The organism is Streptomyces sp. C36, assembly GCF_040932295.1.
Taxonomy (GTDB): Bacteria; Actinomycetota; Actinomycetes; order Streptomycetales; family Streptomycetaceae; genus Streptomyces; species Streptomyces triculaminicus.
The window spans coordinates 1-13,600 of record NZ_JBFQGI010000010.1 but is presented as its reverse complement, the minus strand read 5'-3'; the positions used below and the strand labels follow the sequence as shown (position 1 = coordinate 13,600).

The following is a 13,600-nucleotide window of genomic DNA, read 5'->3' as shown; positions in this document are numbered from 1 at the left end:
AGGCCATCCCCGTATGCACGGGGAACAAGCTACGACAAAGGTCCTGCAGAGGATGAGAGTCGGACGAGACGGCCATCTGGCCAAGCAAGCGTTCAGCCCGAGCCTAGGCTGCCGTCATGCCTGATCGAATAGAGGCCCGCCTCCCTGCGCGCTTCGCCACCGCCATGTCGGCCGTGTTCTTACTGCTCAGCACAGTGACTGCTTGTGGCACAAGCTCGGCACCGCCTGCAGAAAAGAATCCGACTGCTGCTTCGTCTGCCCCATCGTCGGCCAGTTCGGGCCCGACTGAAGTGGAGACGGAGGGCGCTACACCCTCTGGCCGTCCCACTGCGGCACAGCCCGAACCCGAGCCAGCCGACGTGGGGGACACCGACTCTCCTGGTCGCCATGACGGGAGCAATTACGACAACCTCTCGCCCAAGGGCAAGGAGGCTCACGATACCGAGAGCTGCGCAAAGATCCCAGGCAAGAAGAAGGGGAGCTGCAACGAACTGCACCGAAAGTGCCGAGAGAGCGGCGCGACCACCATCTCCTCGAGCGGTGAGGAACTCACCTGCCGAACGTCCCCGAAGGACGGCCGGCTGCGTTGGTTGGCTGAAGGGGAATGACGGACGAAGGCGCTTCAGCGGGCCCTGGACTGCCGGCCAGCTGACAACTGGTCCGTGCGCTGCCTCCTCCGGTCCAGGGCCACCCCAGTGGCATGGCATCGGAGGAGGTAGGGCCTCATAGCACTGCCTGCTATCCCAGAGTTTGTTGCGATCGGCGGTCTACGCAGGAACAAGGTCCTCCAGTACGCCACGCAGAGCCGTACCTGCCGCTGGTACTGCCTCGGCGACCTGGCGGAGATCGTCAGCTCTCATGTACCGGTAGCTTTGCGGAGGATGGAACGACCCGGCAGCGCGGAGTGCGCTGAGCGAAACCGGCTCTTCGAACGACACGGGGTCTTCCAGCATGAGGCCACTGGCTTGGGTGGCGCCCTTCATGTACGCGTCGTACTCGCGTCGGCTGATCCCTGTGTGTGCGCGGTGCGCTGACCAGACCTCCCGCGGTGATGCGGTCTGCACTGCGGCGATGCGAGCCATGCCTACCAGGGCCATGGTGGGAGAAGTGGCGTAGAGCAGCACTGGCGTGCCGGGTGGTGCCGCCACGCGCTGTCGTCGCACCTCTACTGTCTTGCGTCCGGCGAGGATCGCTGTGGCGAACCGCGGGTGGACGGACAGCAGCATCGCGCGGTCCAGATCGCTCACGTCGTTCTGTGCCCCTCTTCGTAGACCGTCCGAAAGAGCTCGTTGCTGATCTTCGACAGCGAGATCAGGGACAACGGTAGTCCCAGGCTTGCGGCCAGTGCGCTCAAACGCCGCAACGTGACCGGCTTCGGGAAGATCTCAGTGTCGGAGAACCTCAGCGCCATAGCGCGGCCCGTCGAGTCTGCAGCACGGCGTACCTCGTCACGACCATATACGCCTAGATGTTCGAACTTCGAGAAGAGGGCGTCGGGTGTATCGACGATCACCTCGTCCAGCCGGGAGCTGCCGATGACCATCTGTCCTTCCTGCCCGCCTACCCCCTTGCTCACGTACCAGAGCAGTCGTGCCGGCACGCTCTCTTTACGGCGCCCGGATGAGCGGTAGTAGACGTGTTCCCGGCTGATCCCGAGGGCGTCGTTGCGAGGCAGAAGCATGGCGGGGACGTTGAACAGCTCTGTGGACCATCGTGGCTCGATCGGCACCGTGAAGGACGGCATCAGGGAGTCCGTCACCTTGGCCGGCCACCATGCACGCTCCACCGTGGACGCCACCTCTGCCGGAAGACCAGCCTGGAGAGACGCCACGTTCACTCCAAGTTCCCTGGCGATCGCGCATGCCGCCAGCCCGACCTTCTCGGCCGTGCCACACACATCCACCAGCAGCGCCACCAGGCTGCCCTTGTGTTCGAAGAAGCCGTCGTCTCCAGCAGCGGCTTGCGCCACAGGAGAGGGGCAGACATCGCTGATACGGACGATCTGGGCACCGCACTCTCGCCCATGGCGCTTCAGGGAGAAGAGCAACTGTCGCGCAAGCGACTCCTCCAGTGGGTGGGATGCCGTGCGCAGAACAGGCACCGTCAACGTGTAACCGTCCACTGCCCACACGTAGAGCGCGACTGGATGCCCCTCACCATCACGCAACATCTCACGTCGCCAGAGCACCGTGTCCGTTGCCAGGGACTTCAGCCGTTCGACGAAGGCCGAACCGTCATCGCCTCCCGTCTGGTCGAAGAAGGCGCCCAGCTCCTCTTCCGCTCCATACGCGACTTCACCCGTCCTGAACTCCGTACCCATCAGGTCGGCCGGCCGGTACACCTGGGCCTGACGAAGCTCATCCACGTGCAACGTCACCGCTGACGGAGCAACAACGCGTACCCGAGCGGCCTCCCAGGCGATATCTGCCAGCTGGGCCAGCAGAGGATCCCGTGTGGCCAGCACCTGCACACCTGCGCACGAGGCCTCTGCTACGTATTGGAGGCAGCGACCGGCTCCTTCGGGAAGGTCACCCAGCGCTGCACGGGCGGCCTGCAGCAGTTCGGCCTTGCGCTGCGCAACCGCCTCTGCCATGGGAGAGAGCTGGCGCAGCCCGTGGACGGCCGCCCTTTGGTGCTGCCGCTCCGTAGTGTCGGCGATGTCCCGGATCTCCTGGAGCACTTGGGGCGAGCAGGCAAGTTCCACGAGATCAGACAGCCAGCCAGCTTCAAGAGTCTGCGACTCGGCTGCCTCACGTGCCGGCTCCATGCCGCACAGGTCGGCGAACACCCCGTGGTCGACAGCCACGATCAGCAGTGCGTCGCTCTCGACATCCTGGAAGAGGTCCGGGTGCCCCATGTCGAGCCACCAACCATCCAGGATCTTTCCTTCGCGGCTGCGGCCTCGAACCTCGCCACGGGCGATGAAGCCAAGGTTTGTCCACATTCCGCTGAGCCCGTAGTCGCGGCGACACTTGGCCTTGATGCCGAGCCGCTGCGGATGCCGGTCACAGATCGCTCGGATCAGCGCTCGCGCTATGCCCCTCCCCCGGTGCTCCTCCGCGACACACAAGTGTGCCAAGCGGACGTGGGGACTGCGCTTCGGTAACCCGAACAGCGCGTACCCGACAACCTCCCCGTGCTCAACCGCAACGAGCAGACCTTCCTCCTCAGCCATCTTCTGGTAGGCGGGAGGCGTCATGAGCCCCAGGGTCTTGGTGTAGCGGTCTCCCAGCGCAACGGCTGCATCGATCAGTTCTGGCTGCGCCCCAGACACAGGCAGGACCTTGATCCCCATGCACTCCCCCTCCGGATACGAGCCGCCGAAAGGCCGACTCCACTCCCTGCGTCAGTACATACCGGGAAAGTCGATCGCAACCAAGAGGGCCCACGAGACATCACCGACTCCCCCAACGAACTTGCGCAAGCCCGCGAATGAGGCCAAGTCAGCCAGATGGCGAGTGCACCCAAATCGGAGATCCCGTGCAAGGCCCCGCCTCGCCGATCAAGGTGTCACCCATGCCACGGGCCGAGAGGCCGTGCGCCGCATGCGGGACACCGTTGGAGCGATGGCGATCGAGGAGCCAGCAGTGCTGCTCGGACCTTCGCCGCAGCCGAGGCTTCCAACCGGCAACGCGCCTCTCGACCGGCCGGCGCACCACGCAAGCCTCGGCTCAAGCTGAGGGAACACCACCGCGCGCGAGGAGCAGGGGCCTGTTCAGGCTCGGCTTTGGGAGCAGCCCAGCACACACGGGAGCAGCTGCCCACCGGCGAACAGTCTCCGGTGGTGGGACCATCCCCGTGTACACGGGGAGCAGCCCTCGTGGACCCGCGCGGCATAAGGGGTGTCGGGATCATCCCCGCGTGCGCAGGGAACAGAGGAGCGGCCCCGATCACGCGGGTCTCCGGCAAACGCCGCTACGTCGGACGCCGGTTCGTCAAGTACAACTGGCTCAACCATGTTGGCTACCTGTGGGCCTTCGCCTCCTCAGCGGTTCATCCGGCACGGACTCCCACTACCGGCGTCGCCGGACGGGAAGGAACTGGCACATGCAGGCTCTGCGATACCTGTTCAACCGGGTGCTCGGCCAGCTCCACCACTCCCTCCTGGCACGCATCCCATTCGATGAAGCGATCGCCTTCCCCGCAGAGCCCCAGCCAGCAGGAACAGCCACCGCGTGAACGGAACGGGGCAGCTTGTTCAGGGGCGGCAGGGGAGACGATCATTCAGCCATGAGACCCGAAGTACAGACGTTCGTCGCCCACGGACCGCTTCCCGACTGGGACGCGAGCGAGGAGGAAATCGACCGGCGTGAACGCCAGCTGACGGCGATCTCCCGCCCTGTCACCCCCGAAGAAGCAGCTGCCCTGGCCACCTGCTTCGGCCCCGACGACTGCTATGGCATTGCCTGGACGCTCGTGCACCTGATCGAGACAGCTCCCGGCTCGGTGCCACAGCTGGAGGATCCGGGTCCGGACGCCGACGACTGGGCCGAGGTTCTACGGGCGCGATGGGGTGGCAACCACCTCACGACTTGACGGCTTAACGCACGAGGTGTCTTTTCAGCCCTTCACGGCAGAACAATGCGGTTGAAGTGAACAAGTTCCACCCGCACACTCGCCGGATGAGTGAGAGCACACAGCCTGGCAGCTGGGATGGCCCTTGGTACCGCGTCCGTACAGAGCAGTTCGAGGCCGCGTTTCTGCCGAGTGCTGACGAGGATCTGGAGGCCGTGGACAACGTCGACGTCGAAGTGCGGCTGCCAGATGGGTCGCGGTGGAGCGCGACCATCTTCACTGTTGCCCAGGTTGAGGCCCTGATGAAGCGCTGGGCTGCGAGCGGTGAGGCCTTGGGGGGCCGCTACTTCTGGTGCTCGGACGGGCTGATCGTCCGCGACGCCGGCATCAGCAACATAACTCAGGTACTCGCCGGACTGATCGAGAATGGCGAGTTCACGCAAGTCCTTCAGTGCCTGGACGACTGACAGTTGCTCACCGGGTCCTCGTTCATCTGGCTCGGCCAAGCCGAGCAGACCCGCCAGCATGCTGAACACGCGCTCGCGACCTACCCACCCGGGAAAGAAGCCCTCGGCGTCTTCACCCTCCACCTCGCCCCCGCCCAGTCCGACTGCTGAGCCGGGTTTCCCCCTCCTCCAGAAAGGGGGGAAGCACTAGCAGCAGTCGGCGCCCGACTATCTGACCGACGCCGCATGGGATCATCCCTGCGTGCGCGGGGAGCAGCTGCGTGACCTGCAGATTTCTTGATCACAGACGCGATTCTCGAGCACTTGCGCCGAAACAGACTTAGCGGATCTATAGCACAAAACTCCCACCTCTGATGAGAGGTGGTACTTGCTACCTCAGGAGGACAAGCCAATCGCTCCTTCAGACCCCCAGCGCCACCAACTGAACTCCACACAAGCAGCAGTAGGCCAAGGACATGGGACCGCCAATTCTCTGCATCCCTTGTCTACCATCGCTGTCTCTGCAGGCTTTCAGGGTCTGAGCCGCTGTTCCTGGGGGTCGTAGCACACAAGCCTCATCGACGAAGCGACGTGCGCAGCATAGGCCGATGCTTCGTCGGCCATGCTGTACCGCACCGGGAAGTAGATCAGCGGGCCACGAGCCTCGCTGATCAACGGCTCGGTGCTCCACGGCGAGGCATCGTCTTCATCTTCTGTGAGATCAGGCCACCGGCTCAGCAAAGCGGCAACGTACCCGGCTATGCGTGCGGTTGGCGGGTGCTTGGTGCCGAGGCCGATGTAGTGCTCGTACAGGTCACGGAAAATCCGGCCCGCAGTGGCGTCATCCGCCGGGCGTTCCCCCTCCCAGACCGCGATGTCGTAGCTCATGACCGCAGCCTGTCACGCGCCACTGACACTCACGTCCCGCGCAGGGTATGTGGCTCACCAGAAGCTCACAGCTGCAGACTCGTGATGCCTCCTCCGCAGTACCGGCCCCGGTCCCCGGCAGTTACCCCAAGAAGAACCTTCCCCGCAAGGCCGTGCCACGAGGTTCTGTGTATGTTCGCGCGCTGTGGTCAGCGGGCGAACGAGGCCAGGCGGGCCATGTGGCCTTGGAAGATCAGGCTGACGATCCGGCCGCTGGCGCCGTTGCGGTTCTTGGCGACGATGGCTTCGACTTCGCCGGCCTTGGGGCCGGTGTCGGTGCCGTCCTCGGCGAGTTCGCGGTGGAGCAGGACGATGATGTTGGAGTCCTGCTCAATGGCGCTGGATTCCTTGAAGTCGGAGACGAGGGGGCGTCGGCCGACTGCGCCGCGGTTGAACTGGGCGAGGGCGACGACGGGGACCTGGAACTCCATGGCGATGAGCTTGAGGCCGCGGCTGATCTCGGCGACTTGCTGGGCGCGGTTGTCGGTGGCTTTGCCGCCTTCGGGGGTCATGAGCTGGAGGTAGTCGGCGACGACGATGGCGGGTGGGTTGTCGCGGGCGGTCATCCAGCGCATGCGGGCCCTGATTTTTGACAGGGTGAGGTTGGCGGAGTCGTCGAGGACGAAGTTCTTGGCGTTGGCGAGCTGGTCGGCGACTTTGGCGATGCGGCCCCAGTCGGCTTCGGTGAGCTTGCGGCGGACGAGGTGGTCGAGGTTGACGCCAGCTTCGGCTGCGGTGAGGCGGGCCATGAGCTCGCTGCCGCCCATTTCCATGCTGGCGACGAGGGCGGGCTTGTTGCGCTTGAGGGCGACGTGGGCGGCGAGGTTCATGCCGAAGAGGCTCTTACCGCCGGCGGTCGCGGCGCCGATGGTGATCAGCTGGCCGGGCTTGAGCTCGATGATTTCGTTGAGGTCGCGCCAGGGGGTGTCGAGGGCCTGGGGGTCCGTTCCTGCTTGGAGTTCGTCGAGGAAGCCTTCCCAGCGGTCGGCGACGGAGAGCAGGGGTATGGCGTCCGTGGTGCCGGTGGCGGCGGCCTGGACTTCGGCCATGGCGCCTTCGACGATCTGGTCGGCGTCGTCCAGGCCCGCGTAGGCCATGGTGACCATGCGTGTGCCGGCTTCGATGACGCGTCGGAGTGCGGCTTTCTCGCGGACGATCTCGGCGTAGTACTCGGCGTTTGCGGCGGTGGGGACGGTCTGGACGAGAGTGTGGAGGTAGGGGGCGCCGCCGACCTTGGCGAGGTCGCCGCGTTTGGTGAGTTCGGCCGTGACGGTGATCGGGTCGATCGAGGTGCCGCGAGTGCTGGCGGCGTACATGTCGAGGATGGTGCTGTAGATCGTCTGGTGAGCGGGCCGGTAGTAGTCGGTGGAGTCCTTGATGACGGCTGCGACGGTCTCGATGGCCTGGGCGGAGAGCATCAGGGCACCGAGGGAGGACTGTTCGGCCTCCAGATCGTGTGGTGGTTCGCGGTGGAAACCGCCGTCCTCCGGGGGCAGCTCGTCCGCGGGCAGGGCGGAGTGGCCGTTGGCGGGTCGGGGGACGTCGGCGATGCTCACGTTGAGTGGGTCCGTTTCTGAGTTTTCGAGCGGCAGCCGGGGCTACGGGGGCCGGACCCATAACGGCGTTATGGCTCCGGGGCACGAGCCGGTGAGTTCTCGGGTCACTCCTCGGTCTCGCGCCCGCCGTCTCCGCTGGTGTGCGACGACGGCGAGTGGAGTGGGCGGGCAAGGGTCAGGAGACAGCTGACAGGGGTCGTGCAGCGGACGGGTGGCATTGGGGGCACGGGCTGACCACGGTGCAGCCTTGCTCGTCCTCGGCGCTGCGCAGGCGTGAGACCTCGTCGCATTCCAGCGCCCCGCAGTAGGGCCGAATACCGGGTTCGCGCTGGGCTGGGACGGGCATGGCGGCTTCCTGGGTTCTGTCGAACCGGGCGAGGCGGCGCTTGCAGTCGGGGTGCAGCGCGGCGCGGCCCAGGTCGTGCCAGGTTCGTTCGCCGGCGAACCGGGCGATGGTGCGCAGTGCCTCGGGCGTGGGGTAGTCCTCAGCGAGGTCGGGGAGCTGTTCGGTGAGCTGGCGGCGGGTGGAGGCGGGTGGGCGCGGGCGGTTGGCGCCGTCGGCCCATGCCTGCAGCACGAGCTTGACCAGCTCGGGGTCCACCGAGCGGTCGGTGTTCGTGCTCTCCGGCGCAGCCGAGGTCTCTCTCTTCTTCGTGGTGCTGCTTGTGGGGGTGGTGGAGGCCTCGATGGTGGGCGCGGGAGAGGGAGAACTTTTTTGGGGGGCTTCTTTGGGGGCGGCGTTTTCGCTGGTCAGAGGCTTGTCGGCGTTTTTTTTCCGTCCGGGTGAGGCGGATTTCCGTCCCGGCTGGTCGGAAATCCGTCGAGGGCGGGCGGATTTCCGACCATCGATGTGAGCTGGGGTTTCGCTGCTGGGGGCCTGGTCGGTTCGATGGTCGGAAATCCGGCCTTCGAGCTTCTGCACTCCGGTGGCGGTGCGGGTGTGGGTGGGCGGCTGGGGCGGGTTGTCCCGCCAGTCGGGCACGTAGGCGTCCAATTTGTCCCAGACGTTTCGCCAACCTGTATAGACCTCGGGGGGCAGGTCATTGACCTGGTAGCGGCGGAAGCTGTTCTGGATGGCGCCCTTGCCCGCCGAGGTGACCAGTCGGCCGCCGTCCGGGTTCACCACCAGGTCGTGGGTGGCGAGCAGGCGCAGAGCGTCCTTGACCATGGTCGGGCTGGCCGGCTTGCCGTTGACGCCGGGCAGCAGCCAGCACAGCTGGTCCAGGGACATACGGCGCAGGCCGCCGCCCACACGTCGGGCGGTCTCCGAGACCATCGACCGCAGCAGCAGGTACAGGTGCAGTGCCGTCCGGGTGAGATCGGGCTGCAGCAGGATCCAGTCGCGGACCTGGGTGTAGGACCAGTAGTCCGTGATGTCGCCGGTGAACTCCAGCAGCTCTTCCCCGGCGAACGGGTCCGACGTCATGCTCATCGCCCCTCCCCCGCACACTGCGTAGGAGTGGTGACGGCGCTGGCCCCGGCCGCGGCGAAGAGGCCAGAGAAGAAGCGGTGCAAACCCGTGTCGTACGGGCCGGTGCTGGGTAGTGTCGCGTCGTACATGGTGGCGGTGGTCACCCCGAAAGTCGGGGAGCCATACGCCGGCGAGCGATCACCAGATCAGTGACACAGGACACGCGTACTGCACCGCGTCCGGAAGTCTGGCTATTCTGGTACCGGTGACCGCGCCCCCGTGGGGACGGGAGCCTCGGTTTACCGCCGACGTACGACTCAGGCTGTGGAGGCTGGGAGTCGTCTTCTTTGATGGCCGTTCCTGTTGTGGCGACAGGAACGGCCATCGGCGTTACGGGGCCCGTACGGTCATGGTGGCTCCCACAGCAGAATCTGCAGGGATGACCGGCCGGGGCACGGCGTGGCCGTGCCCGGTGATCCCGCGCCCGGCATGTGGCAGGGCAGGGCGCGGAATCATGAGGGGCGGCGTGCTGAGGTGGCGTTCTCTTGAGGGGTACGGCCGGCGGTCCCGTGACGGAGGACGCGCCGACGTGCCGCACGGTGGCGGCTGCCGACGGATGCCGGTCGGCATCTGTACCCTGCTCATTGCAGGCACCCTTCTTCAGACGCAGCTGGAGTGTCTGATCGTCCGTCGGGCTTCCACACACCGACGAGCGACCGGCCAGGCCCCCATATACGGGGCCTGATCGCGTTTACGGACTTATCTTCCTCCATCGGGCTGACACTCCCGGCACAACTTCCCCTCCGGAGTGTCGGCGAGGCGGCTGGCGTTACGGCCATCGCGTTCCCTTTCGTCACCGAAGCTTGTACCTGACAGCCCGTGGGGCTAGACCACCTCGAGCAGAGCCTCTGCCAGTTGCCGCAGATCCGCCGGACGCATGCGCTCACGCAGTATCCGCAGCACCTCCGACGGGTCGTCCCACGGAGCCTCCGCACCGTCACGAGCCGCGACGGGCCGGGCATCCTCGGACCGCGGAGCAGCCGTACGGGCGGCCGGCAACGGCGAGACCTGCGGCGCAGGGCTGCTCTCCGTCGCCAAGGTCGCCACACTCGGGCCGCTGGGAGCCGACTCGCTGCGGACCTCGGAGGCCGCAACGCCGATAGGCGTGGTGTCGACACCTGCCCCTGCGGAGGCCTTCGCCCGGCGTTGCTGTTCCTTTTCCTCCGCCTTGCGCTGCGCCTCCGCAGCGCGGGCATCGGCCTTCTGCCGCTGCTCGTCGGGGGAGAGCCTCGACAGGCCGCGGACATGTTCGACCTTGCGCACGCCGGCCTCGAGGTCGGCCTGCAGCGAGGGGTCCAGCTCGAGCAGGGACAGGCGCTGGGAAATGAACGGCTGGGTGACGCCCAGACGCTTGGCTGCCTTGCCCTGGCTGCCGTAGTGCTTCACCAGCCGCTCGAGAGCGGCCGCCTCCTCTAGATCGGAGAGACCCTCGCGCTGGTAGTTGGCCACGAAGGCCGCCTCGAGCATCGCCTCGTCGGACGTCACGAAGTCGTCGTTGACGACGTACTTGACGCTCTCCAGGCCGACCTCACGCGCAGCGGCGAGACGACGGTGACCATCGACCACGACATACCGCGCGCCGTCCTCGAGGTCACCCGCCCGCCCCGGATGACTCTTGAGGTACGCATCGACAGTGGCCACGGTGATGGCCTGGACGAGGCCCACCTCGCTAATCGTTGACGCCAGATCTGAGACGTCTCCGACCTTCTCGCGAGGGTTATCCGGGTTCTGGCTAATAAGCGACAGAGAGAGCGTCGCCGGCATCGCCGGCGCAGCCCCCGCAGTCGGCGCCTCCGTCACAGCGGCGATCGCCGCGCGACGCGCGCTGACAGGACGGGCCTGCCCGAAGGAGCCGGCTCCCAGACGGTCGGCTGCCCTGGTCACGCGACCTCCCTCGCCAGCGCCCGCATGTTCGCCGCCTGCTCACACGACGGCGCATACGACAGAAGCGGCTGCTTCATACGCACTGCCTCCCGCTGCTCACGCAGCTCAGGGATGACACCGACGACCCGCGGATCCTTCAGGCTCTTCCACGACTCCAGGGAGGAGGTGGTGACGTAGCCGCGCCGTGCGTCGTAGAGATTGACGATGAGTCCGAGGTAGTCCAGCTCGATCTGCATGTCATCGCGCAGGTCCTCGATCTGCGCGATGAGGAGCTCGTAGGCATCGGCCGAGCTGTCCTCGGCCTGCACGACGATCCCGATACCCGAGGCCCCCGGGGCCTCGCCGTCCCGGCGCCGGCCGTAATACACCGCGGCATCCATGCTCATGCCCAGGCTGGGCGGGCAGTCGATGACGATGACGTCGTAATCCTGCTCGAGCGGAGCGAGGGTGCGCTCGAGCGCAGCCTCACGGAACCGCACCCGCGACAGGAGGACATCGAGCAGGAAGGCATCAGTGCAAGCGGGAAGAAGGTGCAGCCGGCCGCCGAAGTGGTCCTCGTCGATCGGGATGATCAGATCACGCAGCTCACCCTTGGGCTCACCCGCCATGTGATTGGCCAGGCTGTCGCCACCGATGGGCAGACGGGCGTGACCGAGCTGCTGAGTCAGGTGGCCCTGCGGGTCGAAGTCGACCATAAGGACCCGGAGCCCCAGCCCCTGCAGCTTCGCGATCTCCGCGTCGGTGCCCGAATCGGTCATCGTCCGGTGCACACGGACCGGACGGTCCTGGGCGGGGTCCTCGGCGTAGGCCTCGGCGATGCCGGCGGTGATGGTGGTCTTACCGACACCGCCCTTCTGGTTGCAGATGATCTTCCGCTTGGCGATGGACGGACGCGCATCGGAAGGGGCGGGGTTCTTGTCGAGCCACAGCTGGACAGACTGCGCGAGCCCTTGGATAAGGGACACCCCGCGCTGGCTGGAGTCGGCCCGGAACCCCTCCCACTGGCCTTCCGGCAGCCAGGTGGCGAAGGACTCGGCACCACTGGTATCGATGGACGCGGGATTCGAGCCCAGGCTCCGCCACGCGGTGATGCCGGCTTCCACCGCATCCTGGATGTCGATACCCAGCTGGGCGGTGCGGACCTTCAGGCTCTGCCGAAGCGCCGCCGGCAGTTTCGATACGACCTTCTCGCGGTCGCTCTGAGGAGACGTCATGCGGGGCAGCTTACTAACATCGAGGGCAGTAAGTGCTCATGGGGCGTTAGTGTCTGATGATTCGCCTGAATGGACGGCCCCCCACTTGGGGCATGCTGCTCTCCTGGAGGGTGGGCAAAAGTGACATCTCTGCCGCAAATCGCTGAATCTACTGCTGGTGCTTGTAGTCCTGCCTGAAACTGGAGGACACCGAAGTTGGGACATCCTCAGGCTGTGTGGTGCTCAGACCAGAGCAGTGCCCCCGCCCTCGCCCCGAATCAGCTCACCTCCGCCTGCACGGAGCTAACGCGTCGGGTAGCTGGCCGGTGCTACGACCCCAGCTCGCCTCCTCGAGTGCTGGTCTCGCTGTGTTCGCACAGTTCAGGCCTGGTCGGAACAGACTCACCGCAGCGTGTGCGGAGCCAGGCCATGGACGAAAAACCGACCGTCGAAGAAACCACCGCATCTCCGCTTACGCAGAGCTCACACTGGCAGCCCCGATTCCTGCTCGTGGTCATCTCCGCTGGCGCGGAGCTCCCACGTCCGGCTCTACGGAAAATCTCCTCGCCGACGACTCACCTCCGCTGGCGCGGAGCTCACCACTTGCGGATGCCGCGCTCGATCGCCCGCTGCGACTCACCTCCGCTCGCGCGGAGCTCACCTCCGTCAGCTGCTGGACCCGGCGGCCCCGGGCGACTCACCTCCGCTCGCGCGGAGCTCACCGGCTTCCACGCCCCGACGGCCAGGGAACGTTTGACTCACCTCCGCTCGCGCGGAGCTCACACTGCGGGCGCGACGGCGGCAGGTTTGGGGCACGACTCACCTCCGCTCGCGCGGAGCTCACGACTCCATCGGCCTGACCCACGTACCCGTCACCGACTCACCTCCGCTCGCGCGGAGCTCACGCCGACCCGGAGATGGCTCCGTACCTGGATGGCGACTCACCTCCGCTCGCGCGGAGCTCACGGTCTTCAAGGGCATGGCCGGCATCATCCAGGCGACTCACCTCCGCTCGCGCGGAGCTCACCATCCGCACGGCGTCAGCTACAACCCCACCGACGACTCACCTCCGCTCGCGCGGAGCTCACATCGCCCCAGGGCGACTCCTCGAATCGGCCCTCGACTCACCTCCGCTCGCGCGGAGCTCACCGGATGTCGTCCGAGAAGCTGAAGCCACCCCACGGCTCACCTCCGCTCGCGCGGAGCTCACCCCTGGCCGGCCCACTGCCGCAGGAAGGTCTGCGGCTCACCTCCGCTCGCGCGGAGCTCACGGCGGCGATCCACGCGCACGCGACCGCGGCAACGGCTCACCTCCGCTCGCGCGGAGCTCACGAGGACTGCCACAGGTACTGACCCTGACCGTCCGGCTCACCTCCGCTCGCGCGGAGCTCACTCCTGCACGTTCTTCCGGGTGTACTCCGTGAACGGCTCACCTCCGCTCGCGCGGAGCTCACCGCGTCGGTCGACTGCCCGCCGTAGCCACCGGCGGCTCACCTCCGCTCGCGCGGAGCTCACCTCAAGCCGACCATGGACGGAATCGTCGATGACGGCTCACCTCCGCTCGCGCGGAGCTCACGAAGCGGGCACCGGCTAGATCGCCCCAGCGCT

General features: G+C 66.5%; 9 protein-coding genes and 1 CRISPR repeat array. Of the genes, 2 read left to right on the top strand and 7 right to left on the bottom strand.

Annotation, left to right across the window (positions count from 1 at the left end; translation table 11 throughout):
• Positions 1-767: 767 nt before the first annotated feature.
• Together AB4K12_RS27245 and AB4K12_RS27240 are read right to left on the bottom strand one after the other, a co-directional pair.
• Positions 768-1,247, bottom strand: coding sequence for an ASCH domain-containing protein (locus tag AB4K12_RS27245; RefSeq protein WP_368436977.1), 480 nt, complete (start codon positions 1,245-1,247; stop codon positions 768-770).
• Positions 1,244-3,295 carry a GNAT family N-acetyltransferase gene (locus AB4K12_RS27240; RefSeq protein WP_368436976.1) on the bottom strand — a complete coding sequence of 684 codons (2,052 nt, stop codon included), beginning with the start codon at positions 3,293-3,295 and terminating at the stop codon, positions 1,244-1,246. The genes AB4K12_RS27245 and AB4K12_RS27240 overlap by 4 nt, the downstream gene beginning before the upstream one ends.
• A gap of 935 nt (positions 3,296-4,230) precedes the next feature.
• Here AB4K12_RS27240 and AB4K12_RS27235 point away from each other — a divergent pair.
• The gene (locus AB4K12_RS27235) at positions 4,231-4,536 is read left to right on the top strand and encodes a hypothetical protein (protein ID WP_368436974.1); all 306 of its coding nucleotides are present in this window, start codon (positions 4,231-4,233) and stop codon (positions 4,534-4,536) included.
• A gap of 86 nt (positions 4,537-4,622) precedes the next feature.
• Positions 4,623-4,982 carry a hypothetical protein gene (locus tag AB4K12_RS27230; RefSeq protein WP_368436973.1) on the top strand — a complete coding sequence of 120 codons (360 nt, stop codon included), beginning with the start codon at positions 4,623-4,625 and terminating at the stop codon, positions 4,980-4,982.
• A gap of 510 nt (positions 4,983-5,492) precedes the next feature.
• Here AB4K12_RS27230 and AB4K12_RS27225 read toward each other — a convergent pair.
• The 5 genes from AB4K12_RS27225 to AB4K12_RS27205 all read right to left on the bottom strand — a co-directional run bounded on the left by AB4K12_RS27225 (position 5,493) and on the right by AB4K12_RS27205 (position 12,013).
• Complete coding sequence (locus tag AB4K12_RS27225; RefSeq protein WP_368436972.1) at positions 5,493-5,849, bottom strand: hypothetical protein; 357 nt, start codon at positions 5,847-5,849, stop codon at positions 5,493-5,495.
• 188 nt (positions 5,850-6,037) lie between these two features.
• On the bottom strand, positions 6,038-7,444 hold the full coding sequence (locus AB4K12_RS27220; RefSeq protein WP_368436971.1) for a replicative DNA helicase: 1,407 nt from the start codon (positions 7,442-7,444) through the stop codon (positions 6,038-6,040).
• A gap of 175 nt (positions 7,445-7,619) precedes the next feature.
• Entirely contained in the window at positions 7,620-8,876 is a 1,257-nt protein-coding gene (locus AB4K12_RS27215) for a hypothetical protein (RefSeq protein ID WP_368436969.1), read from the bottom strand.
• A gap of 864 nt (positions 8,877-9,740) precedes the next feature.
• The gene (locus tag AB4K12_RS27210) at positions 9,741-10,799 is read right to left on the bottom strand and encodes a ParB/RepB/Spo0J family partition protein (RefSeq protein ID WP_368436967.1); all 1,059 of its coding nucleotides are present in this window, start codon (positions 10,797-10,799) and stop codon (positions 9,741-9,743) included.
• The gene (locus AB4K12_RS27205) at positions 10,796-12,013 is read right to left on the bottom strand and encodes a ParA family protein (RefSeq protein ID WP_368436965.1); all 1,218 of its coding nucleotides are present in this window, start codon (positions 12,011-12,013) and stop codon (positions 10,796-10,798) included. Before AB4K12_RS27205 ends, AB4K12_RS27210 begins: the two co-directional genes overlap by 4 nt.
• 440 nt (positions 12,014-12,453) lie before the next feature.
• A CRISPR array of direct repeats spans positions 12,454-13,568; the repeat unit is 26 nt; unit sequence CTCACCTCCGCTCGCGCGGAGCTCAC.
• Positions 13,569-13,600 lie beyond the last annotated feature (32 nt).

Excerpts from the sequence above, each read along its gene's own strand:
- AB4K12_RS27240 (WP_368436976.1), bottom strand. The coding sequence starts at position 3,295 with ATGGGGATCAAGGTCCTGCCTGTGTCTGGGGCGCAGCCAGAACTGATC.
- AB4K12_RS27235 (WP_368436974.1), top strand. The coding sequence starts at position 4,231 with ATGAGACCCGAAGTACAGACGTTCGTCGCCCACGGACCGCTTCCCGAC.
- AB4K12_RS27230 (WP_368436973.1), top strand. The coding sequence starts at position 4,623 with ATGAGTGAGAGCACACAGCCTGGCAGCTGGGATGGCCCTTGGTACCGC.
- AB4K12_RS27225 (WP_368436972.1), bottom strand. The coding sequence starts at position 5,849 with ATGAGCTACGACATCGCGGTCTGGGAGGGGGAACGCCCGGCGGATGAC.
- AB4K12_RS27215 (WP_368436969.1), bottom strand. The coding sequence starts at position 8,876 with ATGAGCATGACGTCGGACCCGTTCGCCGGGGAAGAGCTGCTGGAGTTC.
- AB4K12_RS27205 (WP_368436965.1), bottom strand. The coding sequence starts at position 12,013 with ATGACGTCTCCTCAGAGCGACCGCGAGAAGGTCGTATCGAAACTGCCG.